At 70.1% G+C, this 26,192-nt stretch carries 35 protein-coding genes; 4 read left to right on the forward strand and 31 right to left on the reverse strand.

Translation table 11 applies throughout. The features are described 5' to 3' along the window. Positions 1–46: 46 nt before the first annotated feature. From map to OO48_RS09125, 29 genes are all read right to left on the reverse strand, one after another. A complete protein-coding gene (map, locus tag OO48_RS08985; RefSeq protein ID WP_033213985.1) occupies positions 47–883 on the reverse strand; it encodes a type I methionyl aminopeptidase in 837 nt (278 codons plus the stop codon). A 114-nt stretch (positions 884–997) separates the two neighbouring features. Then, entirely contained in the window at positions 998–1,657 is a 660-nt protein-coding gene (locus tag OO48_RS08990) for an adenylate kinase (protein ID WP_033213986.1), read from the reverse strand. Beyond that, on the reverse strand, positions 1,657–2,964 hold the full coding sequence (gene secY, locus OO48_RS08995) for a preprotein translocase subunit SecY (RefSeq protein WP_033213988.1): 1,308 nt from the start codon (positions 2,962–2,964) through the stop codon (positions 1,657–1,659). Before secY ends, OO48_RS08990 begins: the two co-directional genes overlap by 1 nt. A 259-nt stretch (positions 2,965–3,223) precedes the next feature. Then, positions 3,224–3,679: a 50S ribosomal protein L15 gene (rplO, locus tag OO48_RS09000; protein WP_033213990.1), complete on the reverse strand. Its 456-nt coding sequence runs from the start codon at positions 3,677–3,679 to the stop codon at positions 3,224–3,226. A 1-nt stretch (position 3,680) separates the two neighbouring features. Continuing rightward, on the reverse strand, positions 3,681–3,863 hold the full coding sequence (gene rpmD, locus OO48_RS09005; protein ID WP_014136270.1) for a 50S ribosomal protein L30: 183 nt from the start codon (positions 3,861–3,863) through the stop codon (positions 3,681–3,683). After that, positions 3,863–4,483: a 30S ribosomal protein S5 gene (rpsE, locus tag OO48_RS09010; RefSeq protein ID WP_014136271.1), complete on the reverse strand. Its 621-nt coding sequence runs from the start codon at positions 4,481–4,483 to the stop codon at positions 3,863–3,865. Before rpsE ends, rpmD begins: the two co-directional genes overlap by 1 nt. 48 nt (positions 4,484–4,531) lie before the next feature. Continuing rightward, a complete protein-coding gene (gene rplR, locus OO48_RS09015) occupies positions 4,532–4,915 on the reverse strand; it encodes a 50S ribosomal protein L18 (protein WP_014136272.1) in 384 nt (127 codons plus the stop codon). A gap of 3 nt (positions 4,916–4,918) precedes the next feature. Continuing rightward, positions 4,919–5,458 (reverse strand): 50S ribosomal protein L6, encoded by a 540-nt coding sequence (rplF, locus tag OO48_RS09020; RefSeq protein ID WP_033213992.1) that lies wholly within the window; start codon positions 5,456–5,458, stop codon positions 4,919–4,921. A 22-nt stretch (positions 5,459–5,480) separates the two neighbouring features. Next, on the reverse strand, positions 5,481–5,888 hold the full coding sequence (gene rpsH / locus OO48_RS09025) for a 30S ribosomal protein S8 (protein WP_033213994.1): 408 nt from the start codon (positions 5,886–5,888) through the stop codon (positions 5,481–5,483). 284 nt (positions 5,889–6,172) lie between these two features. Then, positions 6,173–6,358: a type Z 30S ribosomal protein S14 gene (locus OO48_RS09030; RefSeq protein WP_008747480.1), complete on the reverse strand. Its 186-nt coding sequence runs from the start codon at positions 6,356–6,358 to the stop codon at positions 6,173–6,175. 3 nt (positions 6,359–6,361) lie between these two features. Then, positions 6,362–6,931 (reverse strand): 50S ribosomal protein L5, encoded by a 570-nt coding sequence (rplE, locus tag OO48_RS09035; RefSeq protein WP_030457412.1) that lies wholly within the window; start codon positions 6,929–6,931, stop codon positions 6,362–6,364. Then, positions 6,931–7,242: a 50S ribosomal protein L24 gene (gene rplX / locus OO48_RS09040; RefSeq protein ID WP_033214113.1), complete on the reverse strand. Its 312-nt coding sequence runs from the start codon at positions 7,240–7,242 to the stop codon at positions 6,931–6,933. Before rplX ends, rplE begins: the two co-directional genes overlap by 1 nt. A 15-nt stretch (positions 7,243–7,257) precedes the next feature. After that, complete coding sequence (gene rplN, locus OO48_RS09045) at positions 7,258–7,629, reverse strand: 50S ribosomal protein L14 (protein ID WP_030300391.1); 372 nt, start codon at positions 7,627–7,629, stop codon at positions 7,258–7,260. A 102-nt stretch (positions 7,630–7,731) separates the two neighbouring features. After that, entirely contained in the window at positions 7,732–8,004 is a 273-nt protein-coding gene (rpsQ, locus tag OO48_RS09050) for a 30S ribosomal protein S17 (protein WP_014136278.1), read from the reverse strand. Next, a complete protein-coding gene (gene rpmC / locus OO48_RS09055) occupies positions 8,004–8,228 on the reverse strand; it encodes a 50S ribosomal protein L29 (protein ID WP_014136279.1) in 225 nt (74 codons plus the stop codon). Before rpmC ends, rpsQ begins: the two co-directional genes overlap by 1 nt. Beyond that, positions 8,228–8,647 (reverse strand): 50S ribosomal protein L16, encoded by a 420-nt coding sequence (gene rplP, locus OO48_RS09060; RefSeq protein WP_030457415.1) that lies wholly within the window; start codon positions 8,645–8,647, stop codon positions 8,228–8,230. The genes rpmC and rplP overlap by 1 nt, the downstream gene beginning before the upstream one ends. Positions 8,648–8,652: 5 nt before the next feature. Continuing rightward, positions 8,653–9,489 carry a 30S ribosomal protein S3 gene (rpsC, locus tag OO48_RS09065; protein WP_033214004.1) on the reverse strand — a complete coding sequence of 279 codons (837 nt, stop codon included), beginning with the start codon at positions 9,487–9,489 and terminating at the stop codon, positions 8,653–8,655. Further along, positions 9,489–9,836, reverse strand: coding sequence for a 50S ribosomal protein L22 (rplV, locus tag OO48_RS09070; RefSeq protein ID WP_014136282.1), 348 nt, complete (start codon positions 9,834–9,836; stop codon positions 9,489–9,491). Before rplV ends, rpsC begins: the two co-directional genes overlap by 1 nt. Before the next feature lie 68 nt (positions 9,837–9,904). Continuing rightward, a complete protein-coding gene (gene rpsS / locus OO48_RS09075; protein ID WP_014136283.1) occupies positions 9,905–10,186 on the reverse strand; it encodes a 30S ribosomal protein S19 in 282 nt (93 codons plus the stop codon). Between the two features lie 11 nt (positions 10,187–10,197). Continuing rightward, positions 10,198–11,034 carry a 50S ribosomal protein L2 gene (rplB, locus tag OO48_RS09080; RefSeq protein ID WP_033214016.1) on the reverse strand — a complete coding sequence of 279 codons (837 nt, stop codon included), beginning with the start codon at positions 11,032–11,034 and terminating at the stop codon, positions 10,198–10,200. Positions 11,035–11,080: 46 nt separating this feature from the next. Continuing rightward, positions 11,081–11,398 carry a 50S ribosomal protein L23 gene (gene rplW, locus OO48_RS09085; RefSeq protein WP_033214018.1) on the reverse strand — a complete coding sequence of 106 codons (318 nt, stop codon included), beginning with the start codon at positions 11,396–11,398 and terminating at the stop codon, positions 11,081–11,083. Beyond that, positions 11,398–12,075 (reverse strand): 50S ribosomal protein L4, encoded by a 678-nt coding sequence (gene rplD / locus OO48_RS09090; protein ID WP_033214019.1) that lies wholly within the window; start codon positions 12,073–12,075, stop codon positions 11,398–11,400. Before rplD ends, rplW begins: the two co-directional genes overlap by 1 nt. Before the next feature lie 5 nt (positions 12,076–12,080). Beyond that, the gene (gene rplC / locus OO48_RS09095; protein WP_033214020.1) at positions 12,081–12,728 is read right to left on the reverse strand and encodes a 50S ribosomal protein L3; all 648 of its coding nucleotides are present in this window, start codon (positions 12,726–12,728) and stop codon (positions 12,081–12,083) included. Positions 12,729–12,742: 14 nt separating this feature from the next. Further along, positions 12,743–13,051, reverse strand: coding sequence for a 30S ribosomal protein S10 (gene rpsJ / locus OO48_RS09100; protein WP_012785157.1), 309 nt, complete (start codon positions 13,049–13,051; stop codon positions 12,743–12,745). A gap of 525 nt (positions 13,052–13,576) precedes the next feature. After that, positions 13,577–14,770 carry an elongation factor Tu gene (gene tuf / locus OO48_RS09105; RefSeq protein ID WP_030457430.1) on the reverse strand — a complete coding sequence of 398 codons (1,194 nt, stop codon included), beginning with the start codon at positions 14,768–14,770 and terminating at the stop codon, positions 13,577–13,579. Between the two features lie 205 nt (positions 14,771–14,975). Further along, on the reverse strand, positions 14,976–17,081 hold the full coding sequence (fusA, locus tag OO48_RS09110; protein ID WP_033214037.1) for an elongation factor G: 2,106 nt from the start codon (positions 17,079–17,081) through the stop codon (positions 14,976–14,978). 39 nt (positions 17,082–17,120) lie between these two features. Beyond that, positions 17,121–17,591 carry a 30S ribosomal protein S7 gene (gene rpsG / locus OO48_RS09115; RefSeq protein WP_030457432.1) on the reverse strand — a complete coding sequence of 157 codons (471 nt, stop codon included), beginning with the start codon at positions 17,589–17,591 and terminating at the stop codon, positions 17,121–17,123. A 2-nt stretch (positions 17,592–17,593) separates the two neighbouring features. Further along, the gene (gene rpsL, locus OO48_RS09120) at positions 17,594–17,965 is read right to left on the reverse strand and encodes a 30S ribosomal protein S12 (RefSeq protein ID WP_014144289.1); all 372 of its coding nucleotides are present in this window, start codon (positions 17,963–17,965) and stop codon (positions 17,594–17,596) included. 330 nt (positions 17,966–18,295) lie between these two features. Continuing rightward, entirely contained in the window at positions 18,296–18,883 is a 588-nt protein-coding gene (locus tag OO48_RS09125) for a DUF1707 and DUF4190 domain-containing protein (RefSeq protein ID WP_245194568.1), read from the reverse strand. A 307-nt stretch (positions 18,884–19,190) separates the two neighbouring features. Here OO48_RS09125 and OO48_RS09130 point away from each other — a divergent pair, with 307 nt between their 5' ends. The 4 genes from OO48_RS09130 (at position 19,191) to OO48_RS09145 (ending at position 24,205) form a co-directional block, all read left to right on the forward strand. Further along, on the forward strand, positions 19,191–19,970 hold the full coding sequence (locus OO48_RS09130) for an ABC transporter ATP-binding protein (protein ID WP_033214040.1): 780 nt from the start codon (positions 19,191–19,193) through the stop codon (positions 19,968–19,970). Then, on the forward strand, positions 19,967–21,583 hold the full coding sequence (locus OO48_RS09135; protein WP_033214042.1) for a hypothetical protein: 1,617 nt from the start codon (positions 19,967–19,969) through the stop codon (positions 21,581–21,583). The genes OO48_RS09130 and OO48_RS09135 overlap by 4 nt, the downstream gene beginning before the upstream one ends. A 164-nt stretch (positions 21,584–21,747) precedes the next feature. Further along, positions 21,748–23,043, forward strand: a complete 1,296-nt coding sequence (locus OO48_RS09140) for a DUF2786 domain-containing protein (protein WP_033214044.1) — start codon at positions 21,748–21,750, stop codon at positions 23,041–23,043. 34 nt (positions 23,044–23,077) lie between these two features. Then, the gene (locus tag OO48_RS09145) at positions 23,078–24,205 is read left to right on the forward strand and encodes an ADP-ribosylglycohydrolase family protein (RefSeq protein WP_063830643.1); all 1,128 of its coding nucleotides are present in this window, start codon (positions 23,078–23,080) and stop codon (positions 24,203–24,205) included. 61 nt (positions 24,206–24,266) lie between these two features. Here OO48_RS09145 and OO48_RS09150 read toward each other — a convergent pair whose 3' ends face one another. Both OO48_RS09150 and OO48_RS09155 read right to left on the reverse strand, forming a co-directional pair. After that, on the reverse strand, positions 24,267–25,262 hold the full coding sequence (locus OO48_RS09150; RefSeq protein WP_033214046.1) for an ADP-ribosylglycohydrolase family protein: 996 nt from the start codon (positions 25,260–25,262) through the stop codon (positions 24,267–24,269). Positions 25,263–25,361: 99 nt separating this feature from the next. Further along, a complete protein-coding gene (locus OO48_RS09155) occupies positions 25,362–26,111 on the reverse strand; it encodes an SIR2 family NAD-dependent protein deacylase (protein WP_033214048.1) in 750 nt (249 codons plus the stop codon). Positions 26,112–26,192: the final 81 nt, after the last annotated feature.

The raw sequence follows: 26,192 nt of genomic DNA on the forward strand, positions 1-26,192 counted from the left end.
GCCCCGGTGAGAGAAGTGCCTCAGCCCGCGGGGCGCCCGGGGGCGCTCAGCCCAGCGGGTCCGGCGCCGCGGTGACGCCCAGCTTGGCCAGCTCGGCCCGACCGCCGTCGAAGGCGGTCAGCACCAGCGGGCCCTGCTCGGTGACGGCCACCGAGTGCTCCCAGTGCGAGGCCCACGTCCCGTCGGTGGTGACGACCGTCCAGTCGTCCGCCAGCACCTCGGTGTGCGGGGTGCCGAGCGAGACCATCGGCTCGATCGCCAGCACGGTGCCGGGGACCAGCTTCATGCCCTTGCCGCGGCCGGCCACGTAGTTCAGCACGTGCGGCTCCATGTGCATCGCGGTGCCGATGCCGTGGCCGCCGTAGCCCTCGGTGATGCCCCACTTGCCCTTCGGCGGCAGCGGCTGGCGGCGGATGAAGCCCTCGATCGACCGGGAGACGTCGACCAGCCGGTTGCCCTTCTTCATCTGGGCGATGCCGGCCCACATCGAGCCCTCGGTGACCTTCGACAGCATCACGTTCTCGGCGGCGGTCTCGCCGACCGCGACGGTGATCGCCGCGTCGCCGTGCCAGCCGTCCAGGATCGCCCCGCAGTCGATCGAGATCAGGTCGCCGGCCTTCAGCACCCGCTCGCCGGGGATGCCGTGCACGACCTCCTCGTTGACCGAGGCGCAGATCACGCCCGGGAACCACAGACCGCCGTGGTCGGCGCGGAAGTTGGAGGTGGCGCCGTGCTTGGCGATGACCGCGTCGGCGATGTCGTTCAGCTCCCCGGTGGTCACCCCCGGGGCGACCGCCTCGCGGCAGGCCTTCAGCGCCTCGGCGACGACCAGCCCGGCCGCCCGCATCTTGGCGATCTGCTCGGGGGTCTTGATCTCCACCATCTGGTCAACGCCTTCCACGTTCTGAATCTCGGACTGCCCTCCACCGTACGACGCACGAGACGGCCGGGCCGCCCGCTTCGGGGCTACCCGGCCGTCTCTCGACGCGTCGTGGCGTCAGGCGTTCTTCTTCTGCTCCAGGGCGGCGACCGCGCGCTCGGTCACCTCGTCCACCTTGCCGAGGGCGGGGATGGTGACCAGCAGGCCCTGCTCCTGGTAGTAGCCGATGATCGGCTCGGTCTTGGAGTGGTACTCCTCCAGCCGGACCCGCACGGCCTCCTCGGTGTCGTCCGAGCGCTGGTACAGCTCACCGCCGCACTCGTCGCAGACGCCCTCGGTCTTCGGCGGGTTGTACACCACGTGGAACACGTGGGCGCCGTCGTTGCGGCACAGCCGGCGGCCGGCGATCCGCTTGACGACCTCGTCCTCGGAGACCTCCAGGTCCAGCACGCCGTCCAGCGCGATGCCCTGCTCGGCCAGGAAGGCGTCGAGCGCCTCGGCCTGGCCCAGGTTGCGCGGGAAGCCGTCCAGCAGGAAGCCCTTCGCGGCGTCCGGCTGGAGCATGCGGTCCTTGGCCATCCCGATGGTGACCTCGTCGGGCACCAGGCGCCCGGCGTCCATGTAGGACTTCGCCTCGACACCCAGCGGGGTGCCCTGGCTGATGTTGGCACGGAACAGGTCACCGGTGGAGATGTGGGGAATGGACAGGGTCTTGGCCAGGACGTGCGCCTGAGTACCCTTCCCGGCCCCGGGGGGTCCGACGAGGACGATTCGCATCAGCGGAGGAACCCTTCGTAATTGCGCTGCTGGAGTTGGCTCTCGATCTGCTTCACAGTTTCGAGTCCGACGCCGACGACGATGAGCACGGAGGTGCCGCCGAACGGGAAGTTGGTCTGCTGCCCGAAGGCGACCAGGGCGACCATCGGGATCAGCGCGATGAGGCCCAGGTAGAGGGAACCCGGCCACGTGATGCGGGTCAGCACGTAGTTCAGGTACTCGGCCGTCGGTCGGCCGGCCCGGATGCCCGGGATGAACCCACCATACTTCTTCATGTTGTCGGCGACTTCTTCGGGGTTGAAGGAGATCGCGACGTAGAAGAAGGCGAAGAAGACGATCAGGACGAAGTAGGTCGCCATGTAGACCGGGTGGTCGCCCTTGACGAAGTGGTTCCTGATCCAGACCGCCCAGTCCGCCTGGGAGTTGGTCAACTGCACCACCAGCGCGGGGATGTACAGCAGCGAGGAGGCGAAGATGACCGGGATCACGCCGGCCTGGTTGACCTTCAGCGGGATGTAGGTCGAGGTGCCGCCGAAGGACCGGCGGCCCACCATCCGCTTCGCGTACTGCACCGGGATCCGGCGCTGGGCCTGCTCGACGAAGATGACCAGGCAGACCACGATGATGCCGACCGCGATGACGGAGACGAACTCGCCCCAGCCGTCCAGCAGCGTGCCGGACTCCTTGATCGCCCACATCGAGCCGGGGAAGCCGGCCGCGATCGAGGTGAAGATCAGGATGGACATGCCGTTGCCGATGCCGCGGTCGGTGATGAGCTCACCCAGCCACATGATCACGGTGGTGCCCGCGGTCATGATGATGACCATGGTGGCGATCCGGAAGATCGACTGGTCCGGCACGATGTTGCCGCCCTCGGGGCAGCCCGAGAACAGGGCGCCGCTGGACGCGGTCGCCAGGATGCCGGTGCCCTGCAGCACGGCGAGGGCGATGGTCAGGTACCGGGTGTACTGCGTGATCTTCGCGGTTCCGGCCTGCCCCTCCTTCTTCAGGGCCTCCAACCGCGGGATGACCACGGTGAGGAGTTGCAGGATGATGCTGGCCGTGATGTACGGCATGATGCCGAGCGCGAAGACGGTCAGTTGCAGCAGCGCGTTGCCGCTGAACAGGTTGACCAGCCCGAACAACCCCTGGTTCTGGCCCTTCACGCACGCGTGAACGGCCTGGAAGTTGATTCCGGGCATCGGAACGTGGGCGCCCAGCCGGAACAGCACCATGATGCCCAGCGTGAACAGCAGCTTCTTGCGCAGGTCGGGCGTCTGGAACGCCCGCGCGAACGCACTGAGCACGGTGCCTCCTGCGCCTCCCGCGCGTCGTCGGCGGAAGGGTCGGTCCTGATGTGGGGAAAGGGAACTTCACGGACTCTAACAGTGCCCGGGTCCCGGACAGAAGCGCGTGCGGCCGCTCCCCCACTCACGGGGTACGGCTTGCCCGGGTTTGACACACAAATCGAGCGTGTGCAAGGGGCGGCAACGGCACCGGGCCCCGGCCCCCCTTTCGCAAGAGGGGCCGGGGCCCGGTGTCTGTCCGTGCGTCGGATCGACCGCGTCAGAGCAGTTCGGTGACCGAACCGCCGGCCGCGGTGATCTTCTCGGCGGCGGAGCCGGAGACGGCGTCGACCGTCACCTGCAGCGCCACCGCGATGTCGCCCTGGCCGAGGACCTTGACGAGCTCGTTCTTGCGAACGGCGCCCTTCTCGATCAGGTCGGCCACGGTGACCTCGCCACCGTTCGGGTAGAGCTCGGCCAGGCGGTCCAGGTTCACGACCTGGAACTGCTTGTGGGCCGGGTTCTTGAAGCCCTTCAGCTTCGGCAGGCGCATGTGGAGGGGCATCTGGCCACCCTCGAAGCGCTGCGGAACCTGGTAGCGGGCCTTGGTGCCCTTGGTACCACGACCTGCGGTCTTACCCTTGGAGCCCTCACCACGACCGACGCGGATCTTGTCGGTCTTGGCGCCGGGCGCCGGACGCAGGTTGTGGATCTTGATGGGGGAGTTGTCCGCCATTTCAGTCCACCTCCTCGACCGTGACCAGGTGGCGAACGGTGTGGACCATGCCGCGGATCTCCGGGCGGTCCTCCTTCACCACGGTGTCGTTCAGCCGCTTGAGGCCGAGCGAACGGAGGGTGTCACGGTGGTTCTGCTTGCTACCGATGTACGACTTGGTCTGGGTGACCTTCAGGCGAGCCATCAGGCGCTCACCCCAGCCGCACGGGCCCGGAGCAGCGCGGCCGGGGCCACGTCCTCCAGGGGCAGGCCACGACGGGCGGCGATCTCCTCGGGGCGCACGAGGCCCTTCAGAGCGGCCACGGTGGCGTGCACGATGTTGATCGCGTTGTCCGAGCCGAGCGACTTCGACAGGATGTCGTGAACGCCGGCGCACTCGAGGACGGCACGCACCGGGCCACCGGCGATGACGCCGGTACCGGGGGACGCCGGCTTCAGCAGCACGACGCCGGCGGCCTTCTCGCCCTGGATCGGGTGCGGGATGGTGCCCTGGATACGGGGGACCTTGAAGAAGTTCTTCTTGGCCTCCTCAACACCCTTGGCGATGGCGGCCGGAACCTCCTTCGCCTTGCCGTAACCGACACCCACGGTGCCGTCACCGTCGCCCACCACGACCAGCGCGGTGAAGCTGAAACGACGACCACCCTTGACAACCTTGGCGACGCGGTTGATCGCGACGACGCGCTCGACGTAAGCGGTCTTCTCGGCGACGGGGGCGCCGCCCCGGTCGTCCCGCTTGCGGTCGCGCCGCTCGCCACCGGTGCCGCCGCCGGCGCCGCTACCGCGGCGCTGGGGTCCAGCCATTGGAATTACCTCTCTCGTTTACGTCCGCCGACAGAGTCGACGAGCGGCTTAGAAGTCGAGCCCGGACTCGCGGGCCGCGTCCGCCAGGGCGGCGATGCGGCCGGCGTACCGGTTGCCCGCGCGGTCGAAGACGACCGACTCGACGCCGGCGGCCTTGGCGCGCTCGGCGACCAGGCTTCCGACCTTCTTGGCCAGCTCGGTCTTGTCGCCCTCGGTGCCCTTGATGGACACGTCGAGGGTGGACGCCGACGCCAGGGTGTGACCCTTGGCGTCGTCGATGACCTGGGCGACCATGTGGCGGTTCGAACGCGTCACGACGAGGCGCGGACGCACCTCGGTGCCGACGACGCGCTTGCGAACGCGAATGGCGCGGCGCTTGCGGGCGGCGTTCTTGTAGGCGTTGCCCTTGCCGATCTTGACAGAGACGCTCATCGCTTACTTACCACTCTTTCCGACCTTGCGGCGGATGACCTCGCCCGCGTACTTGACGCCCTTGGCCTTGTACGGGTCGGGCTTGCGCAGCTTGCGGATCTTCGCGGCGATCTCGCCGACCTTCTGCTTGTCGGTGCCGTCCACGTGGAACTTGGTGGGCGTCTCGACGACGAAGGAGATCCCCTCCGGCGCGGTGACCAGGATCGGGTGGCTGTAGCCCAGCGCGAACTCCATGTCGGAGCCCTTCGCCGTGACTCGGTAGCCGACGCCGCTGATCTCCAGCGACTTGCGGTAGCCCGCGGTCACGCCGGTGATCATGTTCGCCACCAGCGTGCGCGACAGGCCGTGCAGGGCCTTCGACTGACGCTCGTCGTTGGGGCGGGTGACGACCAGAGTGCCGTCTTCGCCCTTGCCGATCTCGATCGGCGCGGCGACGACGTGAGTGAGCGAGCCCTTGGGGCCCTTCACCGTGACCGTCTGGCCGTCGATGGTGACGTCCACACCAGCGGGAACCTGGATGGGCAGCCGTCCAATGCGCGACATTGCTGTACCTCCGTTTCCCGAATTACCAGACGTAGGCGAGAACTTCTCCGCCTACGCCCTTCTTGGCGGCCTGCTTGTCGGTCAGGAGGCCGGAGGACGTGGAGATGATCGCCACGCCCAGGCCGCCGAGCACCTTCGGCAGGTTGGTGGACTTTGCGTACACACGCAGACCCGGCTTGCTGATGCGCTTGATGCCGGCGATGGAACGCTCGCGGTTGGGGCCGAACTTGAGCTCGATGGTCAGCTTCTTGCCGACCTCGCCCTCGGTGGGCTCCTCAACCTTGTAGGAGGAGATGTACCCCTCCTGCTGCAGGATCTCGGCGACGTGCGCCTTGATCTTGCTGGCCGGCATCGCCACGGAGTCGTGGTACGCCGAGTTCGCGTTACGCAGACGCGTGAGCATGTCTGCGATGGGGTCGGTCATGGTCATGGGTGGCCTCAGGCCTCTCCCGCCGTGGTTTCTCCGCGCCAGGTCCCCCTCCGCGCACTCGGAAGAGTGCGAAAGGGGCACAAGCGCAGGGGACCTGCGACGTAGTAAGACTGGGTGTGTGCGGACCCTCGAAAGAGGGCCGCGGAACGCTCCGGTGGAACGCCGCAGCAGGGGCCCGACCCCAACACCTTACGGGATCCCTTCCGGGAACCCAAAAGCGTCGAGGTCGGGCACACAGCTCGCCTATGGCAGAACAGCCGGTTTCCTCTTCGGGAAGAAGCGGATTACCAGGAGCTCTTGGTCACGCCCGGCAGCTCGCCGCGGTGCGCCATCTCACGGAGGCACACACGGCACAGGCCGAACTTGCGGTACACCGAGTGCGGACGGCCGCAGCGCTGGCACCGGGTGTACGCCCGGACGCCGAACTTCGGCTTGCGCTCGGACTTAGCGATCAGGGCCTTCTTCGCCATGGCTCACGCCTCCTTGAACGGGAAGCCCAGAGCGCGCAGCAGCGCCCGGCCCTCATCGTCGGTCTGAGCGGTGGTCACGACGGTGATGTCCATACCGCGCTGACGGTCGACCTTGTCCTGGTCGATCTCGTGGAACATGACCTGCTCGGTCAGACCGAAGGTGTAGTTGCCACGGCCGTCGAACTGCTTGGGCGAGAGGCCGCGGAAGTCACGGATACGCGGCAGAGCCAGCGACACCAGACGGTCCACGAACTCCCACATGCGGTCACCACGGAGGGTGACGTGGGCACCGATCGGCTGGCCCTCGCGCAGCTTGAACTGCGCGATGGACTTGCGGGCCTTGGTGACGGCCGGCTTCTGACCGGTGATCGCGGTCAGGTCCTTGATGGCACCCTCGATCAGCTTGCTGTCACGGGCGGCCTCGCCGACACCCATGTTGACCACGACCTTGACCAGGCCGGGGATCAGCATGACGTTCTCGTACGAGAACTGCTCGTGCAGCTGACCCTTGACCTCGGAGAGGTACTTCTCCTTGAGGCGGGGGGTCACCTTCTCAACAGTCGTCTCAGACATCAGATGTCCTCACCGGTCCGCTTGGCAACGCGGATCTTGTTGCCCTGGTCGTCAAAGCGGTAGCCGACGCGGGTGACGACCTTCTTGCCGTCCTTCTCCACGACCAGCTGGACGTTGGAGACGTGCACCGGGGCCTCGACGGTCACGATGCCACCCTGGGTGCCGGGGCCCGGCTTGGTGTGCTTCTTGACCCGGTTGACACCCTCGACCAGGACCTTGTTCTCGGCGGGGATGGCCTGGATGACCTTGCCCTGCTTGCCCTTGTCCTTGCCGGTGATGACCTGGACCAGGTCACCCTTCTTGATCTTCATGCTGTTCGCCATGGGTTAGAGCACCTCCGGCGCCAGCGAGATGATCTTCATGAACTTCTTGTCGCGCAGCTCGCGGCCCACCGGGCCGAAGATGCGGGTACCGCGGGGGTCGCCATCGGTGTTCTTGAGAACAACCGCGGCGTTCTCGTCGAAGCGGATGTACGAACCGTCCGGACGGCGGCGCTCCTTGACGGTGCGAACGACGACGCACTTGACGACGTCGCCCTTCTTCACCGAACCGCCGGGGATCGCGTCCTTGACGGTGGCGACGATGACGTCCCCGATACCGGCGTAGCGGCGACCGGAGCCACCGAGAACGCGGATGCAGAGAATCTCCTTGGCACCCGTGTTGTCGGCGACGCGCAGTCGCGACTCCTGCTGGATCACAGCTTTCTCCTGATCGTCAACAAGTGTTGACGGGCCGGCCGCTGCTCACACCCGCGCCCCTGGGGGCCTGGTGCACATACGGCCGTACCGCGAACAACCTTGTTACTTGGCCTTCTCGAGGATCTCGACGACGCGCCAGCGCTTCGTCGCGGACAGCGGCCGGGTCTCCATCAGGAGGACACGGTCGCCGACACCGCACGCGTTCTGCTCGTCGTGCGCCTTCAGCTTGTTGGTACGGCGGATGACCTTGCCGTACAGCGCGTGCTTGACGCGGTCCTCGACGGCGACGACGACGGTCTTGTCCATCTTGTCGCTGACGACGAGACCCTCACGGGTCTTGCGGAAACCGCGCGTCTCGTTGGTGTTCTCAGTCATCAGGCGTTCTCCACCGTCTCGATGCCCAGCTCGCGCTCGCGCATCAGGGTGTAGATCCGCGCGATGTCCTTACGGACCAGCCGGAGCCGTCCGTGGTTGTCGAGCTGCCCGGTCGCCGCCTGGAAGCGGAGGTTGAACAGCTCCTCCTTGGCCTCACGGAGCTTGGCAACGAGGCCCTCGTTGTCCAGTTCGCGAAGCTCAGCAGCCTTGGTAGCGGCCGACATCAGCTCTCACCGTCCTCGCGCCGAACGATCCGGCACTTCATCGGAAGCTTGTGCGCGGCACGGGTGAGCGCCTCGCGAGCAATCTTCTCGTTCGGGTACGACAGTTCGAACATGACCCGACCCGGGTGCACGTTCGCGATCCACCACTCCGGCGAACCCTTACCGGAACCCATGCGGGTCTCGGCCGGCTTCTTGGTGAGCGGGCGGTCCGGGTAGATGTTGATCCAGACCTTGCCGCCACGACGGATGTGACGGGTGATCGCGATACGAGCGGACTCGATCTGGCGGTTCGTCACGTAGGCCGGGGTCACGGCCTGGATGCCGAACTGGCCGAACGCCAGCTCGGTGCCACCCTTGGCCGCGCCGCGGCGCTTCGGGTGGTGCTGCTTGCGGTGCTTGACCCGACGGGGGATCAGCATTGCGGTCAGGCCTCCGTTCCGGTGTTCTCAGCGGCAGCCGGAGCCTCCGCCGCGGCGACCGGGGCCTGGGCCTCGGCAGCGGCGGGACGACGGCCACGGCCACCGCGCTCGCCACCACGGCCACCGCGCTCGCCGCCGCGGGCGGGACGGCCGCCCTCGGGACGGGCCGGGCGGTTGCCGGAGCGGGCGGCGGCGTTCTCAGCGCGGACCTCGGCGATGTTCTTGACGTCGCCCTTGTAGATCCAGACCTTCACGCCGATGCGGCCGAAGGTGGTCTTGGCCTCGAAGAAGCCGTAGTCGACGTTCGCGCGCAGGGTGTGCAGCGGCACACGGCCCTCGCGGTAGAACTCCGAACGGCTCATCTCGGCGCCGCCGAGACGACCGGAGCACTGGACCTTGATGCCCTTGGCGCCGGCCTTCATGGTCGACTGCATGCTCTTGCGCATGGCGCGACGGAAGGAGACGCGGGAGGACAGCTGCTCCGCGACGCCCTGAGCCACGAGCTGGGCGTCCAGCTCGGGGTTCTTGACCTCGAGGATGTTCAGCTGGACCTGCTTGCCGGTCAGCTTCTCCAGGTTGCCCCGGATCTTGTCGGCCTCCGCGCCGCGGCGGCCGATCACGATGCCGGGACGGGCGGTGTGGATGTCCACGCGGACGCGGTCACGGGTGCGCTCGATCTCCACCTTCGAGATGCCGGCGCGCTCCATGCCCTTCGTCATGAGACGACGGATGGCGACGTCTTCCTTGACGTAGTCCTTGTACAGCTTGTCGGCGTACCAGCGGGACTTGAAGTCCGTGCTGATGCCGAGGCGGAACCCGTGCGGGTTAACCTTCTGGCCCATTACCGGGTCCCTTCCTTGCTGCTGACGACCACGGTGATGTGGCTGGTCCGCTTGCGGATCCGGTAGGCACGGCCCTGGGCGCGCGGACGGAACCGCTTCAGGGTCGGACCCTCGTCAACGTACGCCTCGGAGATGTAGAGGTCGTCCACGTTGGAGTGGTTGTAGTTGTGCGCGGCGTTGGCGATGGCGCTGTTGAGCACCTTGCCGACCGGCACGGTGGCGGCCTGCGGAGCGAAACGCAGGACCGCCTGGGCCTCCGTGGCCGGCAGGCCACGGATGAGGTCCACCACGCGGCGGGCCTTCATGGGCGTGACGCGGATGTACCGCGCCTGGGCCCTGGCTTCCATGGTTGTCCCCTTAATGGAGTAAGTCACTTTGTCGTTCTGGCGCTACAGCTCGTGGAAGCGGGCCGCGACTAGCGACGCTTCGACTTGCGGTCTTCCTTCACGTGCCCCTTGAAGGTGCGCGTGGGAGCGAACTCGCCGAGCTTGTGGCCGACCATCGACTCGGTGACGAACACCGGGACGTGCTTGCGGCCATCGTGAACCGCGATCGTGTGGCCGAGCATGGCCGGGGAGATCACGGAACGACGGGACCAGGTCTTGATGACGTTCTGCGTGCCCGCCTCGTTCTGCACGTCCACCTTCTTCTGAAGGTGGTCGTCGATGAAGGGGCCCTTCTTGAGACTGCGCGGCATCTGACCTGCTCCTAGCGCTTCTTGTTGGTCTTGCGGCGGCGCACGATGAGCTTGTCCGACGCCTTGTTCGGGCGACGGGTGCGGCCCTCGGGCTTGCCCCACGGCGAGACCGGGTGGCGACCACCGGAGGTCTTACCCTCACCACCACCGTGCGGGTGGTCGATCGGGTTCATGGCCACACCACGCACGGTCGGGCGGACGCCCTTCCAGCGCATACGGCCGGCCTTGCCCCAGTTGATGTTCGACTGCTCGGCGTTGCCGACCTCGCCGACGGTCGCGCGGCAGCGCGCGTCGACCAGGCGGATCTCGCCGGAGGGCATGCGCAGGTGCGCCATGCGGCCCTCACGGGCGAGCAGCTGGATGCCGGCACCCGCGGAGCGGGCCATCTTGGCGCCACCGCCGGGACGGAGCTCCACCGCGTGGATGGTGGTACCGACCGGGATGTTGCGCAGCGGCAGGTTGTTGCCCGGCTTGATGTCGGCGCCGGCGCCGTTCTCGATCCGGTCACCCTGCGCGACGCCGCGGGGGGCGATGATGTAGCGCTTCTCGCCGTCCGCGTAGTGCAGGAGCGCGATGCGCGCGGTGCGGTTCGGGTCGTACTCGATGTGCGCGACCTTGGCCGGCACGCCGTCCTTGTCGTGACGACGGAAGTCGATCACGCGGTAGGCGCGCTTGTGACCGCCACCCTGGTGGCGAGCGGTGACACGACCGGCGTTGTTACGGCCGCCCTTGCTGTGCAGCGGGCGAACCAGCGACTTCTCCGGCGTGGACCGCGTGATTTCGACGAAGTCGGCCACGCTGGAGCCACGACGGCCCGGCGTAGTCGGCTTGTACTTGCGGATACCCATTTCTGTCCTCGTCCTTTACGACGATCGCAGTCCCTGACCCCGAGGGTCAGGCGACCGGACCACCGAAGATGTCGATGCGGTTGCCCTCGGCCAGCGTCACGATCGCGCGCTTGGTGTCCTTGCGCTTGCCGAAACCGGTGCGGGAGCGCTTGCGCTTGCCCTGGCGGTTCAGCGTGTTCACGGCCTCGACCTTGACCGAGAAGACCGCCTCGACGGCCTGCTTGATCTGGGTCTTGTTGGCACCGGGAGCCACGACGAACGTGTACTTGTTCTCGTCGAGGAGCGAGTAGCTCTTCTCGGAGATGACCGGCTTGATCAGGACGTCACGGGGGTCCGTGAACGTCTTGGAGGTGATCTCGCTCATCAGGCGGCAGTCCCTTCGAGCTCGCCCTCAGCAGCAACGGCCTCGGCGGACGTGGCCGGACCGGCCACGAAACGCTCGAAGGCGGCCTGGGTGAAGACCACATCGTCGGAGACGAGCACGTCGTAGGTGTTCAGCTGGCCGGCGTCCAGGATGTGCACGTTCGGCAGGTTGCGAGCGGACAGGATGCCCAGCTCGTCCTCGCGCTCGACCACCAGGAGGAGGTTCTTGCGCTCGGAGATCTTGCCGAACAGGACCTTGGCGGCCTTGGTCGACGGAGCCTCGGTCGCGGTCACGCCGGTCACGACGTGGATGCGCTCGTGGCGGGCCCGGTCGGTGAGCGCGCTGCGCAGGGCGGCGGCGATCATCTTCTTCGGGGTCCGCTGCGAGTAGTCGCGCGGCACGGGACCGTGCACGACGCCACCACCGGCGAACTGCGGCGCGCGGGTCGAGCCCTGGCGGGCGCGGCCGGTGCCCTTCTGGCGGTACGGCTTCTTGCCGCCACCGCGGACCTCGCCACGACGCTTGACCTTGTGGGTGCCCTGGCGAGCCGCGGCGAGCTGCGCCACGACGACCTGGTGCATCAGCGGAACGCTGACCTTGGCGTCGAAGATCTCGGCGGGCAGCTCCAGGCTGCCGGCCTTGTCGCCGGAGGGCGACAGGATGTCAATGGTGCTCATATCCTTCACAGCCCCTTCGCCGCGGTGCGGACGAGGACGAGGCCGCCGTTCGGACCCGGGATCGCGCCCTTGATGAGGAGCAGACCCTTCTCCGCGTCGACCGCGTGCACGGTCAGGTTCTGGGTGGTCACACGCTCGTGGCCCATCCGACCCGCCATGCGCAGGCCCTTGAACACACGGCCCGGGGTGGCGCAGCCACCGATGGAACCGGGCGAGCGGTGCTTGCGCTGGGTGCCGTGACCGGCGCCGAGGCCCTTGAAGTTGTGACGCTTCATGACACCGGCGAAGCCCTTGCCCTTGGAGGTGCCGGTCACGTCGACCTTGACACCCGCCTCGAAGGTCTCGGCGGTGACTTCCTGGCCCAGGGTGTACTCGGACGCGTCCGCGGTACGGATCTCGACCAGGTGGCGGCGGGGGGTGACACCGGCCTTGGCGAAGTGGCCCTGGAGGGGCTTGTTCACCTTGCGGGGGTCGATCTCGCCGAAGCCGAGCTGGACGGCGTCGTAGCCGGCCGGGCTGTCGGCGGTGTGGACCTGGGTCACGACATTGGGCCCAGCCTTGACGACGGTCACCGGGACGACCCGGTTGTTCTCGTCCCAGACCTGGGTCATGCCGAGCTTCTCGCCCAGGATGCCCTTAATCTGCTTAGCCATCTTCGGTGCGCCTCTCAGAGCTTGATCTCGATGTCGACGCCGGCCGGCAGGTCGAGACGCATCAGCGAGTCAACCGTCTTCGGCGTGGGGTCGAGGATGTCGATCAGACGCTTGTGAGTGCGCATCTCGAAGTGCTCGCGCGAGTCCTTGTACTTGTGCGGCGAGCGGATGACGCAGTACACGTTCTTCTCAGTGGGCAGCGGCACCGGGCCCGCGACCTGCGCACCAGTACGGATCACCGTCTCGACGATCTTCTTCGCCGAAGAGTCGATGACCTCGTGGTCGTAGGCCTTGAGCCGGATGCGGATCTTCTGTCCCGCCATGGCTACTTCGTAGTCCTTTGTGTCGTCCGTTACTACACGACCCCCTCCGACCCCCGCGCTCGGGCGTGTCGCACTCGCGCTTGCAAAAGACCGGCGAAACGATCTCGTCGGTCTCGAACTGCTGGGGTGGGGTGGAGCCGGGTCGGTACCCCGCACACGCTTCCCGGAAGATTCCCGTACTTTCGCCCCGCAGCTGCCGCGGTGTCGCTTACACACCACTGCACCCACACACAACACGTGGGCACATGGACGGCCATTCACGGGAACGACGAGTACGTGGGACTCGCTTCCAGTCCTCCCGGCGGGAGGCGCGCAGCATCGGTACTCAACCGAGCAACTCAGACATCCTGCCACAGGACGCGGGCGATACGCCAATCGGGTTCACCCGCTGGGGTGCACGTCACACCCGGCGCGCGGTCGCCAAACCTGCCGGCGGCGGGAAGTTCCGGGAAACGCCGAGGGCCCGGCCCACTCCCGCGAAGGAGTGGGCCGGGCCCTGGAGTTGACCGGAGGTCAGATCGGCGATTACTTGACGATCTTGGTGACCTGGCCGGCGCCGACGGTGCGGCCACCCTCACGGATGGCGAACTTCAGGCCCTCCTCCATGGCGACGGGCTGGATCAGCGCGACGGTCATGGCGGTGTTGTCGCCCGGCATGACCATCTCGGTGCCCTCGGGGAGGGTCACGACGCCGGTCACGTCGGTGGTGCGGAAGTAGAACTGCGGACGGTAGTTGTTGAAGAAGGGGGTGTGACGGCCACCCTCGTCCTTCGACAGGATGTAGGCCTGGGCCTCGAAGTCGGTGTGCGGGGTGACCGAACCCGGCTTGATGATGACCTGGCCGCGCTCGACGTCCTCGCGCTTGATGCCGCGGAGCAGCAGACCGACGTTCTCGCCCGCCTGGCCCTCGTCGAGCAGCTTGCGGAACATCTCGATACCGGTGACCGTGGTGGTGGTCTTGGTGGTCTTGATGCCGATGATGTCGACGGTCTCGTTGACCTTGAGGATGCCGCGCTCGATGCGGCCGGTGACGACGGTGCCACGACCGGTGATCGTGAAGACGTCCTCGATCGGCATCAGGAACGGCTGGTCGGTGAGGCGGGCCGGGGTCGGGATGGCCTCGTCGACGGCGTGCATCAGGCCGAGGAGCTTCTCGCCCCACTCCTTGTCGCCCTCGAGCGCCTTCAGCGCCGAGACGCGGACGACCGGCAGGTCGTCGCCCGGGAACTCGTACTCGGAGAGGAGCTCGCGGACCTCGAGCTCGACGAGCTCCAGGATCTCCTCGTCGTCCACCATGTCGGCCTTGTTCAGGGCGACGACGATGTAGGGGACGCCGACCTGGCGGGCCAGGAGGACGTGCTCCTTGGTCTGCGGCATCGGGCCGTCGGTGGCGGCGACGACGAGGATCGCACCGTCCATCTGGGCCGCACCGGTGATCATGTTCTTGATGTAGTCGGCGTGACCCGGGCAGTCGACGTGGGCGTAGTGACGCGCCTCGGTCTGGTACTCGACGTGCGCGATGGAGATGGTGATACCGCGCTGACGCTCCTCCGGCGCCTTGTCGATCTGGTCGAACGGCGTGAAGGGGTTGATGTCCGGGTACGCGTCGTGCAGCACCTTGGTGATGGCCGCGGTCAGCGTGGTCTTACCGTGGTCGATGTGACCGATGGTGCCGATGTTGACGTGGGGCTTCGTCCGCTCGAACTTCGCCTTCGCCACTGCAGTCCTCCTGAGGACAGTTCTGTACGCCGTACGACGTCAGTTGGTCTGGATCGGGTTTTTGGTAACGGGGCGCTGGTGTCGCGCCCCGTAGCCGTCCCGCGGGTGGGGGTGCCGGAGGGCTCCCGGGCGGAACCCGGACGGGTTGCGTCCGGGTGCCCTCCTTCTAGCCTAAAGGGTCTGATTCATCCCGATTACCGGGACGTCACTCGCCCTTGGCCTTGGCGATGATGTCGTCCGCCACGTTCCGCGGAACCTCGGCGTACGAGTCGAACTGCATCGAGTAGCTCGCGCGACCAGAGGTCTTGCTGCGCAGGTCACCGACGTAGCCGAACATCTCGGAGAGCGGCACCAGCGCCTTGACGACGCGGGCACCGTGACGCTCCTCCATGGCCCGGATCTGGCCACGGCGGGAGTTGATGTCGCCGATCACGTCGCCCATGTAGTCCTCGGGGGTGGTGACCTCGACGGCCATCATCGGCTCGAGCAGAGCCGGCGACGCCTTCTTGGCACCTTCCTTGAACGCCATGGAACCGGCGATCTTGAACGCCAGCTCGGACGAGTCGACGTCGTGCGACGCACCGTCGAGCAGGCTGACGCGGACGCCCTGGAGCGGGTAGCCGGCGAGCACGCCGAACTCCATGGCCTCCTGGCAGCCGGCGTCGACCGAGGGGATGTACTCCTTCGGAACGCGGCCACCGGTGACCTTGTTCACGAACTCGTAGCCCTCGCCGGACTCCAGCGGCTCGATCGCGATCTGGATCTTCGCGAACTGGCCGGAACCACCGGTCTGCTTCTTGTGCGTGTAGTCGATGCGCTCGACGGCCTTGCGGATCGTCTCGCGGTACGCCACCTGCGGCTTGCCGACGTTGGCCTCGACCTTGAACTCGCGGCGCATGCGGTCGACCAGCACCTCGAGGTGCAGCTCGCCCATGCCGGCGATGATCGTCTGGCCGGTCTCCTCGTCGGTGTTGACCTGGAAGGACGGGTCCTCCTCGGCCAGGCGCTGGATGGCGACACCCAGCTTCTCCTGGTCGCCCTTGGACTTGGGCTCGATCGCGACGCGGATGACCGGGGCCGGGAAGTCCATGGACTCCAGGATGACCGGGTTCTTCTCGTCGGACAGCGTCTCACCGGTGGTGGTCTGCTTGAGGCCCATGACGGCGATGATGTCGCCGGCGCCCACCGAGTCGATCTCCTCACGCTTGTTCGCGTGCATGCGGTAGATCTTGCCGATGCGCTCCTTCTTGCCCTTGACGGAGTTCAGCACCGAGGTGCCGGACTCCAGGCGGCCGGAGTACACGCGGACGAAGGTGAGCTTGCCCAGGTGCGGGTCCGACATGATCTTGAACGCGAGCGCGGCGAGCGGCTCGTCGTCCGAGGCCTGGCGGACGATCTTCTCGTCGGGGTTGTTCGGCTTGGTGCCCTCGATGCCCTCGATGTCGAGGGGCGACGGCAGGTACTTCACAACCGCGTCGAGCAGGGGCTGGACGCCCTTGTTCTTGAAGGCCGAGCCGCAGAAGATCGGGGTGAAGTCCGAGTTCAGCGTGCCCTTGCGGATCGCGGCGACCAGCAGCTCCTCGGGGATGTCCTCGCCCTCCAGGGCGAGCTCCATCACCTCGTCGCTGATGTTCGACACGGTGTCGATCAGGGCCTCGCGGTACTCCGCGGCCTGCTCGGCGAGGTCGGCCGGGATGTCGACGACGTCGTACATCTCGCCCTTGGGCGCGTCGGCCGAGTAGACCAGGGCCTTCATCTTCACCAGGTCGACGACGCCGGTGAAGTCGGCCTCGGCACCGATCGGCAGCTGCATGACCAGCGGGGTGGCGCCGAGGCGGTCCACGATGGTCTGCACGCAGAAGAAGAAGTTGGCGCCCGTGCGGTCCAGCTTGTTGATGAAGCAGATGCGCGGGACGCCGTAGCGGTCAGCCTGCCGCCACACGGTCTCGGACTGGGGCTCGACACCGGCGACGCCGTCGAACACCGTCACGCCACCGTCGAGCACGCGCAGCGAGCGCTCCACCTCGACGGTGAAGTCGACGTGGCCCGGGGTGTCGATGATGTTGATGGTGTTGTCGACGCCGTCGAGGGTCCAGTGACAGGTCGTCGCGGCCGACGTGATGGTGATGCCGCGCTCCTGCTCCTGCTCCATCCAGTCCATCGTGGCAGCGCCGTCGTGGACCTCACCGATCTTGTACGAGACACCGGTGTAGAACAGGATCCGCTCGGTGGTGGTGGTCTTGCCCGCGTCGATGTGCGCCATGATCCCGATGTTGCGGACCTTGGCGAGGTCAAGGGAGGTTGCAGCCATGGTGGCTCGTTCTCTCTCTGTCTAGTGACGGGGTTCGGACTACCAGCGGTAGTGCGCGAAGGCCTTGTTCGACTCGGCCATCTTGTGGGTGTCCTCGCGACGCTTCACGGAAGCGCCCAGGCCGTTGCTGGCGTCGAGGATCTCGTTGAGCAGACGCTCGGTCATGGTCTTCTCGCGACGGGCGCGGGAGTAACCGACCAGCCAGCGCAGCGCCAGGGTGTTGGCGCGGCCCGGACGGACCTCGACCGGCACCTGGTAGGTGGCGCCACCGACGCGGCGGGACTTGACCTCGAGGGTCGGCTTGACGTTCTCCAGGGCGCGCTTGAGCGCGACCACCGGGTCGGCGCCGGTCTTCTCGCGGACGCCCTCGAGGGCGCCGTAGACGATCCGCTCGGCGGTGGAGCGCTTGCCGTGCAGCAGGATCTTGTTGACCAGCGAGGTCACCAGGGGGGAGCCGTAGACCGGGTCGATGATGACCGGGCGCTTCGGGGCGGGGCCCTTACGAGGCATTCTTACTTCTCCTTCTTGGCGCCGTAGCGGCTGCGGGCCTGCTTGCGGTTCTTGACACCCTGGGTGTCGAGCGAGCCGCGGATGATCTTGTAGCGGACACCAGGAAGGTCCTTCACACGGCCACCGCGGACCAGCACGATGGAGTGCTCCTGCAGGTTGTGGCCCTCGCCCGGAATGTAAGCGGTGACCTCGATCCCGCTGGTGAGGCGCACACGGGCGACCTTGCGGAGAGCCGAGTTCGGCTTCTTCGGGGTGGTCGTGTACACACGCGTGCAGACGCCGCGACGCTGGGGCGAACCCTTCAGTGCGGGCGTCTTGTTCTTCTCGACCTTGTCCTGCCGGCCCTTTCGGACCAGCTGCTGGATCGTAGGCACCGTTTCTCCGTTTTCTGTGTGCCAAGGCTTGGTGGAACTAACCTGCGGTATGGCCCACACACACCGACCCACGCGGTCGGGCGTGTTGGGCCTTCTTCGGGGGAAGAATCGCGGAATCCCATGAGCTGCGCTGCGGCTACGGCACACACCGAGCGGGTGGAGTCTCCGCTGCGGCGGCCGATCTGCGGCACGCACAAGGACCCGGGCACACCCCAGGCACAAGGTCAGAGCGTACCTAGCGCACAGGCGGCGGTCAAAACAAATGGGGCGCGCCCGGGCGGGCACGCCTCCGGGCGCCGCACGGGATCGGGCCGGGCGGGGCGCTCCGGCTCAGCTCCCCACCATGGCCGTGAGGAGGAACAGCAGCAGGACCAGCGACAGCCAGCCCATGATCAGACCGAACACCGCCAGGCCGTCCCCGTCCTCCCCGGTGGTGCGCAGCCGGGCGCGGGCCAGGTGTCCGGTGACCACCGCGGCCGCGCCGCCGAGGCCGAGGGCGGTCAGGCCGGCCGCCCCGGCGATGGCGGCGGCGAAGCCGGCTCCGGGCAGCGCCAGGCAGCCGAGCGTCGTGGAGGCCACCGCCAGGCCGTTGTTGCGGGCGGGCGGCGAGGGCGCGAAGGGCGGCATGAAGGTCGGCGGCACCACCGGGACGGGCGCGCCGAACGGCTGCACCATCGGGCCGGACGGCAGGTCGGCCACCAGGGCGGCCAACTGCCCGTAGGTGGCGGCCTGGTGGGCGGCGCCCATCCGCTGCTCGTACTCGGCGGCGGTCAGCCGGCCCTCGGCGAAGGCGGCCCGCAGCACGTCGATGGTGCGCTCGCGGTCGGCGTTGGCGGCCCGCATGGCGGACTGCGGCGTCGGCGCCGGCTGCCAGGGCTGCTGCCCGTACGGCGCCGGCGGCCCCCATTGACCTGCCACCGCGGCCACCTCCCGTTCCCCGTGTGCGCGTGCGCTCCCAGGATGCAGGACGAACGGGGCGGCCGGGTAGTTGCCGGGGGCGGGGGGAAAGACCGGAAGGTCGGCACACCGCCGAACGGGGGATGTGCGGGCAAAGGAATGATCATAGGGTCGCCCCGGACGCACCCGGCCGCCGCTCCGCCCCCTCGGGACGCCCGGACCGGAACCTCCGGACGGGAGCCCGGGACGGGAACCCCCGGACAGGACCGCCTGGACAGGACCGCCCGGACAGGACCCCCGGGCCGACCCGACAAGGAGACCACCCGCCATGGAGGCGACCACTCCGCCGCCCGCCGTCTCGATCCGCGACCTGTGGAAGCGCTTCGGCGCGCAGACCGCCGTCGCCGGGCTGAGCCTGGACCTGCCCGCCGGGTCGTTCATCGGCCTGGTCGGTCCGAACGGGGCCGGCAAGACCACCACCCTGTCGATGGTCACCGGGCTGCTGCGGCCCGACCTGGGCACGGTGCTGGTGCACGGCGAGGACGTCTGGCGGGACCCGGCCGCGGTCAAGGCCAGGATCGGCATCCTGCCCGAGGGCCTGCGGATGTTCGAGCGGCTCAGCGGGCGCGAACTGCTGCGCTTCAACGGACGGTTGCGCGGCCTGGCCGGCCCCGAGACCGACCGGCGGGCCGAGGAGCTGCTGGCGGTGCTCGACCTGGTCGGCTCCGCCGACAAGCTGGTCGCCGACTACTCCACCGGCATGCGCAAGAAGATCGGCCTGGCCGCCGCGCTGCTGCACAACCCGGACGTGCTGTTCCTGGACGAGCCGTTCGAGGGCGTCGACCCGGTCTCCGCGCAGACCATCCGCGGGGTGCTGACCAGGTACGCCGCCTCCGGCTCGACCGTGGTGTTCTCCAGCCACGTGATGGAGCTGGTGGAGTCGCTGTGCGACTGGGTCGCCGTGGTCGACGCGGGGAAGGTGGTCGCCGCCGGGCCGATCGACGAGGTCCGCGGCGGCACCTCGCTGCACCGGGCGTTCCTCGGGTTGGTCGGCGTCCGCGAGGACGACGGGCAGGCGCTCGACTGGCTGGGCGGGGGCAACCGGTGAGCGCGGCCGTCGCCGACGACCGCGCCGTCGTCCGGGCCCTGGTCGCGCTCAAGGTCCGGCTGCTGCTGAACGGGCTGCGGCGCACGCCCGGGCTGACCGCCGGGTACGTCGCCGGTCTGGTCGTCGGGCTGCTGTTCGGGCTGGGCGGGGCGATCGGGCTGGCCGTGCTGCACGGCCGCCAGGGCGCGGCCGACGCGGCCGCGGTGCTGGTCACCGGGTTGACCGTGGCCTGGGCGGCGATGCCGCTGTTCTTCTTCTCCAGCGACGAGAGCGCCGACCCGACCAGGCTGACCATGCTGCCGCTGCGGCCGTCCGCGCTGCTGCGCGGCACCCTGCTGGGCGGGCTGATCGGGCCCGGGCCGCTGGTCAACGTGCTGCTGCTGACCGGCGCCGCGGTGGCGGCCGGGCGGGGCGCGGCCTCGGCGGTGGTGGCGGTGGTCGCGGTGCCGCTGGTCCTGCTGACCCTGGTGGCGCTGATCCGGGCGATCGGGGCGGGCAACGCCCGGATGCTGTCCAGCCGGCGCGGCAAGGACTTCGCGATCTTCGGCGGCCTGCTGTTCGCGGTGCTGGCGCAGGCCGGCAACCTCGGCCTGCAGAGCTCGCTGAACGGCTCGGGCGGGGACGTCGACCTGTCGGTGCTGCACCCGTACGCCTCGGTGGTGCGGTGGATCCCGCCGGTGGCGGCGATCGACGCGGTGCGCTCGGCCGGCGAGGGCGCCTACCCGCTCGCCGCCGGGCAGTTGCTGCTGACCGCGGCCCTGCTGGTGGTGCTGCTGCGCTGGTGGCTGCGGAGCCTGCGGGAGCTGATGGTCAGCGGCGACTCCTCGACGCTGCTGGAGTCCTCGCCCGCCGCCTCCGCCCGGGCGGAGGGCCTGTGGCGGCTGCTGCCGGCCGGCCGGGTCGGCACCGTCGCCCAGCGGCAGCTGCGCTACGCCTGGCGCGAGCCGCGGGCGAAGGCGGCGGTGTTCACCGGCATCGGCATGACGGCGGTGTTCTCGGTGCTGTCGGTGGTGCAGGGCTGGGACACGGTGTACGTGATCGCGATCGGCGGGCTGATGCTCGGCCTGCAGTCCGGCAACCTGTTCGGGATGGACGGCTCCGGGTTCTGGATGATCGCCGCCACCCTGGGCACCCGCCGGGACGCCCGGGACGAGCTGCGCGGTCGGGTGCTGGCGATCCTGCTGTACGCGGTGCCGGTGCTGCTGCTGTTCGGTCCGCCGGTGGCCGCCCTCACCGGCGACTGGGCCGGCCTGCTCCCGGCGCTCGGGCTGGCGCTGGCCGTGCTCGGCGCCGCGCTCGGCCTGGGCTGCGTGATCAGCGTGCGGGCGCCGTACGCGCTGCCCGCCGACGGCAACCCGATGCGCAACGCGGCGCCCGGGCAGAACGGCGCGGTGATGGCGAACGCGTTCGGCTCGATGGTCGGCGTGGCGGTGCTCTGCCTGCCGGTGGGGGCGCTGCTCGGCTTCCTGCTGCAGGGCCACCACCCGGCCTGGCCGGTGCTGCCGGCCGGCGTGCTGTACGGGGCGGCCCTGGCGCTGCTGGGGATCCGGCTGGCCTCGGGCGGGCTGGTCGAACGGACGCCGGAGATCCTCGCCAAGGTCATCGAGCGGTGACCGGCGACCGGGCCGCGCGGCGGCGGTGAACCTCCCGCGGCCCGGGCCCGCCGCTCCCGGGCCACCGGTGGCCGCCCCACCGTCGGCCGGAGGGCCCGCCCCGCGCGCTCCGGCATCATGGAGGGCGTTCCCTCCCCCGTTCCCCGCAGGAAGCAGGACGCGCCGTGACCAGCACCGATCAGCCCGTGGACGAGCTGGTGGCGGAGGCGGTGGCCCGGGTGGCGGGGGCGCCGGCCGGGGGGCTGGAGTACGTGGTGGACGGGGCCGCGTCCGCGTTGGCGGCGTCGACCGAGCGGTGGCCGGCGGTGAGCCGGGCCCTGCTGGGGGTGGCGGAGCGGTCGGTGGCCCGGTGCTGGGCCGCCGGGTGGCAGCCCGCCGACCTGGTGCGGGTGGCGCGGCGGGAGCTGGGGCCGGTGCAGGTCGCGCTGGCGGCGGACCTGATCGCGGCGGAGGGCCGGCGGCACCCGGCGGCGGCGCTGGACCGGCGCTGGCGGGAGCAGTTGCGGGAGCTGGACGCGCACCCGTGGTGGCCGTCCGACGAGGCGTACCTGCCGGAGTTCGCGGCCCGGCACCGGCTGGACCGGTTCGCGCTGGCGACGGCCGCGCTGGAGCTGCTGCGGGCCTGGGCGCTGCTGCCGCCCGTCCAGCCGGTGGGGCCGGCGCCCGGGCGGGCCGCCGCCCCCCGGTCGGGGGCGCCGCGGGCGGACGAGCCGCGGATGCTGGGCCGGATCCGGGCGCTGCTGGCGAAGGCCGAGTCGACCGGGTTCCCGGAGGAGGCGGAGGCGCTGACCGCGAAGGCGCAGGAGCTGATGGCCCGCCACTCGATCGACGAGGCGCTGCTCGCGGCGGGCGGCGGCCGGTCGGCGGACGATCCGGCGGCGGTCCGGATCGGCGTGGACAACCCGTACGAGGGCCCGAAGACGATGCTGCTGGACGCGGTGGCGGCGGCGAACCGGTGCCGGGTGGTGTGGGCGAAGGAGTTCGGGTTCTGCACGGTGATCGGCTTCGACGCCGACCTGGACGCGGTCGAACTGCTGTACACCTCGCTGCTGGTGCAGGCCACGGCGGCGATGCACCGGGCGGGCAGCCGGAAGCACAAGGACGGCGCGGCCCGCACCAAGGCGTTCCGGCAGTCCTTCCTGGTGGCGTACGCGGCGCGGATCCGGGAGCGGCTGGCGGAGGCCACCGAGCGGGCCACCGAGCAGGCCACCGAGGAGGTCGCGGCGGGGCGTACGAACGGTGCGGGACCGGACGGCGCTCCACTGCCGGCCGTCCCCGCCGGCGGCCTGCTGCCCGTACTGGCGGCCCGGGCGGAGGCCGTCGACGACGCTGTGAGAGAAATGTTCCCCACACTGGTCTCGCAGCGGGTGCGGGTGAGCGACGGCGAGGGCTGGGCCGAGGGCCGGGCCGCCGCCGACCGGGCTTCCCTGCACCGCGGTTCGGGGCGCATCGAACGCTGACGGACCGTCGGCGCACCACAGAGGGGGGACACCGATGGACTTCGCGCAACGGGTACGCGGCTCGCTGCTCGGCGGGGCCCTGGGGGACGCCCTGGGCTGGCCGGTCGAGTTCCAGCGCCTGGAGCGGATCCGCGCCAGGTACGGCCCGGACGGCCTGACCGACCTGGCGGACGCCGACCGCGGCGGCCAGGTCACCGACGACACCCAGATGACCCTGTTCACCGCCGAGGGCCTGCTGCGCGGCGGCCGCCCGGAGGACCTGCACGCCGCGTACCGGCGCTGGTTCCTCACCCAGCGGCTGCCCGGGCCCGGCCGGGACCCGGACGGCTGGCTGGCCGCCCAGGAGTTCCTGTACGCGTCGCGGGCCCCGGGCAACGCCTGCACCACCGGGGTGGCCGCCGGCTACCGGCCCGCCGCCCCGTTCGGCCAGGACGGCCCGGTCAACCCGGACTCCAAGGGCTGCGGGGCGGTGATGCGCTCGGCGCCGTTCGGCCTGGCCGGTCTCGACCCCGAACAGGCCTTCCAGCAGGCCGCGGTGGCCGCGCAGCTGACCCACGGCCACCCCACCGGCTACCTCGCGGCCGGCGCGTTCGCGGCCCTGATCGCCCACGTCGCGGCCGGGGTGCCGCTGCGCGCCGCGCTGGACGCGGTGCTGGCCCGGCTCGACGCCCAGCACTGGGGGCAGGAGACCGCCGACGCCCTGCGCCGGGCGGTGCGGATCGCCGCGGAGGGCCCGGGCAGCGCGGAGGCGGTGGAGCGGGTCGGCCTCGGCTGGGTCGCCGAGGAGTGCCTGGCCGTCGCCGTCTACGCGGCCCTGGCCGGCGGGGACGCCCGCGCGGCCCTGGTGCTGGCGGTGAACCACTCCGGCGACAGCGACTCCACCGGCGCGGTGTGCGGCAACCTGGTGGGCGCGGTGCACGGCCTGCCCGGCCTGCCCGCCGACTGGTGCGCGCTGGTGGAGGGCCGCGAGGTCGTCCTCCAGGTCGCCGACGACCTGGTGGCCGCGGGCGCCCCGGACGGCCGGGCGGCCCTGGCCGCCCGCTACCCGGCCTCCCGCACCACGGTCGTCCCCGCCCCCGCCGGCCCCCGGTCCGTTCCCCCCGCCGCCGTCCCCGCCGTCCCCGCCGGGCCGTACGGGCGCGAGCGGTTGCGCCGGCGCTGAACCCTCCGGCGGGCGAGCACGCATCGCCGGTCGGGGGCCCGCCCCCGCCCGGCGCGGGCCCTCAGTCCCAGAGCGCGCCGAGCGCCAGCAGCTCCTCGCGGTACTCGATGCGCTCCGTCCACTCCCGCGGCCAGGCGTCCGCGCCGTGCCTGGCGCCGGCGAAAGCGCCGGCCAGGCAGGCGAGGGAGTCGGAGTCGCCGGAGGAGACGGCGGCGCGGCGGACGGCGGCGACCGGGTCGTCGGGCAGCAGGAGGAAGCAGAGCAGGGCACTGGCGAAGGCCTCCTCGGCCACCCAGCCCGCGCCGGTGCGCTCGCAGGGGTCGGCTTCGAGGTCGGCGGCGGCGAGGGCGGCGTCGAGCCGGTCGAGGGCGCGCAGGCTCTCGTCCCAGCCGCGGGCGATGAACTCCTCCGGGGAGCCGAAGTGGTCCCGGGAGGCGAGGTCGCCGAGCCAGGAACCGTCGTAGCGGGTGCGCTGTTCGTTCGCGTGGGCGCGCAGCCGGGCGGGGAGCCCGGCCGGGTCGGCGCCCTGGGCGAGCCAGCGGACGGTGAACGCGGTGAGCTCGCTGGCGGCGAGCGCGGTGGGGTGGCCGTGGGTGAGGCCGGACTGCAGCTGGGCGGCGCCGGCCACCTGGCGGTCGGTCAGTTCGCGGACCAGGCCGAGCGGGGCGACCCGCATGTTCGCGCCGCAGCCCTTGGAACCGGTGTCGCTGGCGTCCTGCCAGGGGAGGCCGGTGGCGAGCCGGGAGCAGGAGCGCAGGCAGGTCATGCCGGGCGCCCGGTCGTTGTCCGGCGAGCGCCACCAGTCGACGAACTCCGCGCGCAGCGGCGGCTCGAAGCGCGCCGGGACGAGCGGCCCCTCGGCGAGGGCGTCGCGCAGGGCGCGGGCGAGCGCGAGCGTCATCTGGGTGTCGTCGGTGACCTCCGCCCCCTCGGGGAGCGGGAGCCGTCGCCAGTCGGGGGCGAGCAGCCGGATCTCGTCGAGGTTCAGGAACTCGGTGGGCTTGCCGAGGGCGTCCCCGATCGCCAGTCCCAGCAGTGCTCCGGTCGCCCGCCGCATCCCGTGCTCCTCTCCTCCGGCCCCGGGCGGGGCCCGCCCGGGCCCGTACCGTAGCGCCCGGACGGCGGTGCCGGCACCCGTCCGGGCGTCCGGCGGCGGTCAGGCCCCGGACAGGTCGCCGTCCACCAGGCGGGCCACCAGTTCCGGGAGCGCCCGCGAGATCGGCGTCCGGATCACCTCGTGCGCGTCGTCGTCGTACGGCGTGGGCTCGCCGTTGACCACGATCAGCCGCGCGCCGTGCTCCAGCGCGATCCGCGGCAGCAGCGCCGCCGGGTGCACCTGCAGCGAGCTGCCGACCGCCAGGAACACCTGGCAGTTCTTGGCGACCGCGTCCGCCTGCTGCAGGACCCCCTCGTCCAGCGCCTCGCCGAACATCACGGTGCGCGGCCGCAGCACGCCGCCGCACCGCTCGCAGGCCGGGTCGTCCTCGCCCGCGGCGACCCGTTCCAGCGCGGCCGCCATCGGGCCGGTCACCCGGCAGCGCACGCACTGCACCTCGGCGGCCGTCCCGTGCAGTTCGACCACCTTGCGCGCCGGGAGGCCGGCCGCCTGGTGCAGTCCGTCCACGTTCTGGGTGAGCACCCGCACCGGCACGCCGGAGCGCTCCAGCTCCACCAACGCCCGGTGGCCGGCGTTCGGCTCGGCGCCGATCGCGCCCGCGTCCCGCCGCATCAGCCAGGACCGGCGGCGCACCTCGGCGCTGGCCAGGTACGGCCGGAGCGTCACCAGCTCCTGCGCGCTCGGGTCCCGCTGCCAGAGCCCCTGCGGGCCCCGGTAGTCGGGGATCCCCGAGTCGGTGGAGATCCCCGCGCCCGTCAACACCGCCACCAGCGGCCGCTTCCCGGTCATGCCCCGGAGGGTACGGGCCGCCTCCGCCCGGCGGCCACCGGTTAACCGGGCCCGGCCGGTGACGCGGCATCAGCCCTCCGG

The sequence above is a fragment of the Kitasatospora phosalacinea genome, from assembly GCF_000716545.1.
Classification (GTDB): Bacteria; Actinomycetota; Actinomycetes; order Streptomycetales; family Streptomycetaceae; genus Kitasatospora; species Kitasatospora phosalacinea.

Excerpts from the sequence above, each read along its gene's own strand:
- map (WP_033213985.1), bottom strand. The coding sequence starts at position 883 with ATGGTGGAGATCAAGACCCCCGAGCAGATCGCCAAGATGCGGGCGGCC.
- OO48_RS08990 (WP_033213986.1), bottom strand. The coding sequence starts at position 1,657 with ATGCGAATCGTCCTCGTCGGACCCCCCGGGGCCGGGAAGGGTACTCAG.
- rplO (WP_033213990.1), bottom strand. The coding sequence starts at position 3,679 with ATGGCGGACAACTCCCCCATCAAGATCCACAACCTGCGTCCGGCGCCC.
- rpmD (WP_014136270.1), bottom strand. The coding sequence starts at position 3,863 with ATGGCTCGCCTGAAGGTCACCCAGACCAAGTCGTACATCGGTAGCAAG.
- rpsE (WP_014136271.1), bottom strand. The coding sequence starts at position 4,483 with ATGGCTGGACCCCAGCGCCGCGGTAGCGGCGCCGGCGGCGGCACCGGT.
- rplR (WP_014136272.1), bottom strand. The coding sequence starts at position 4,915 with ATGAGCGTCTCTGTCAAGATCGGCAAGGGCAACGCCTACAAGAACGCC.
- rplF (WP_033213992.1), bottom strand. The coding sequence starts at position 5,458 with ATGTCGCGCATTGGACGGCTGCCCATCCAGGTTCCCGCTGGTGTGGAC.
- rpsH (WP_033213994.1), bottom strand. The coding sequence starts at position 5,888 with ATGACCATGACCGACCCCATCGCAGACATGCTCACGCGTCTGCGTAAC.
- OO48_RS09030 (WP_008747480.1), bottom strand. The coding sequence starts at position 6,358 with ATGGCGAAGAAGGCCCTGATCGCTAAGTCCGAGCGCAAGCCGAAGTTC.
- rplE (WP_030457412.1), bottom strand. The coding sequence starts at position 6,931 with ATGTCTGAGACGACTGTTGAGAAGGTGACCCCCCGCCTCAAGGAGAAG.
- rplX (WP_033214113.1), bottom strand. The coding sequence starts at position 7,242 with ATGAAGATCAAGAAGGGTGACCTGGTCCAGGTCATCACCGGCAAGGAC.
- rpsQ (WP_014136278.1), bottom strand. The coding sequence starts at position 8,004 with ATGACTGAGAACACCAACGAGACGCGCGGTTTCCGCAAGACCCGTGAG.
- rpmC (WP_014136279.1), bottom strand. The coding sequence starts at position 8,228 with ATGTCGGCCGCTACCAAGGCTGCTGAGCTTCGCGAACTGGACAACGAG.
- rplP (WP_030457415.1), bottom strand. The coding sequence starts at position 8,647 with ATGCTGATCCCCCGTCGGGTCAAGCACCGCAAGCAGCACCACCCGAAG.
- rpsC (WP_033214004.1), bottom strand. The coding sequence starts at position 9,489 with ATGGGCCAGAAGGTTAACCCGCACGGGTTCCGCCTCGGCATCAGCACG.
- rplV (WP_014136282.1), bottom strand. The coding sequence starts at position 9,836 with ATGGAAGCCAGGGCCCAGGCGCGGTACATCCGCGTCACGCCCATGAAG.
- rpsS (WP_014136283.1), bottom strand. The coding sequence starts at position 10,186 with ATGCCGCGCAGTCTCAAGAAGGGCCCCTTCATCGACGACCACCTTCAG.
- rplB (WP_033214016.1), bottom strand. The coding sequence starts at position 11,034 with ATGGGTATCCGCAAGTACAAGCCGACTACGCCGGGCCGTCGTGGCTCC.
- rplW (WP_033214018.1), bottom strand. The coding sequence starts at position 11,398 with ATGAGCGAGATCACCTCCAAGACGTTCACGGACCCCCGTGACGTCCTG.
- rplD (WP_033214019.1), bottom strand. The coding sequence starts at position 12,075 with ATGAGCACCATTGACATCCTGTCGCCCTCCGGCGACAAGGCCGGCAGC.
- rplC (WP_033214020.1), bottom strand. The coding sequence starts at position 12,728 with ATGGCTAAGCAGATTAAGGGCATCCTGGGCGAGAAGCTCGGCATGACC.
- rpsJ (WP_012785157.1), bottom strand. The coding sequence starts at position 13,051 with ATGGCGGGACAGAAGATCCGCATCCGGCTCAAGGCCTACGACCACGAG.
- fusA (WP_033214037.1), bottom strand. The coding sequence starts at position 17,081 with ATGGCTGCAACCTCCCTTGACCTCGCCAAGGTCCGCAACATCGGGATC.
- rpsG (WP_030457432.1), bottom strand. The coding sequence starts at position 17,591 with ATGCCTCGTAAGGGCCCCGCCCCGAAGCGCCCGGTCATCATCGACCCG.
- OO48_RS09130 (WP_033214040.1), top strand. The coding sequence starts at position 19,191 with ATGGAGGCGACCACTCCGCCGCCCGCCGTCTCGATCCGCGACCTGTGG.
- OO48_RS09145 (WP_063830643.1), top strand. The coding sequence starts at position 23,078 with ATGGACTTCGCGCAACGGGTACGCGGCTCGCTGCTCGGCGGGGCCCTG.
- OO48_RS09150 (WP_033214046.1), bottom strand. The coding sequence starts at position 25,262 with ATGCGGCGGGCGACCGGAGCACTGCTGGGACTGGCGATCGGGGACGCC.
- OO48_RS09155 (WP_033214048.1), bottom strand. The coding sequence starts at position 26,111 with ATGACCGGGAAGCGGCCGCTGGTGGCGGTGTTGACGGGCGCGGGGATC.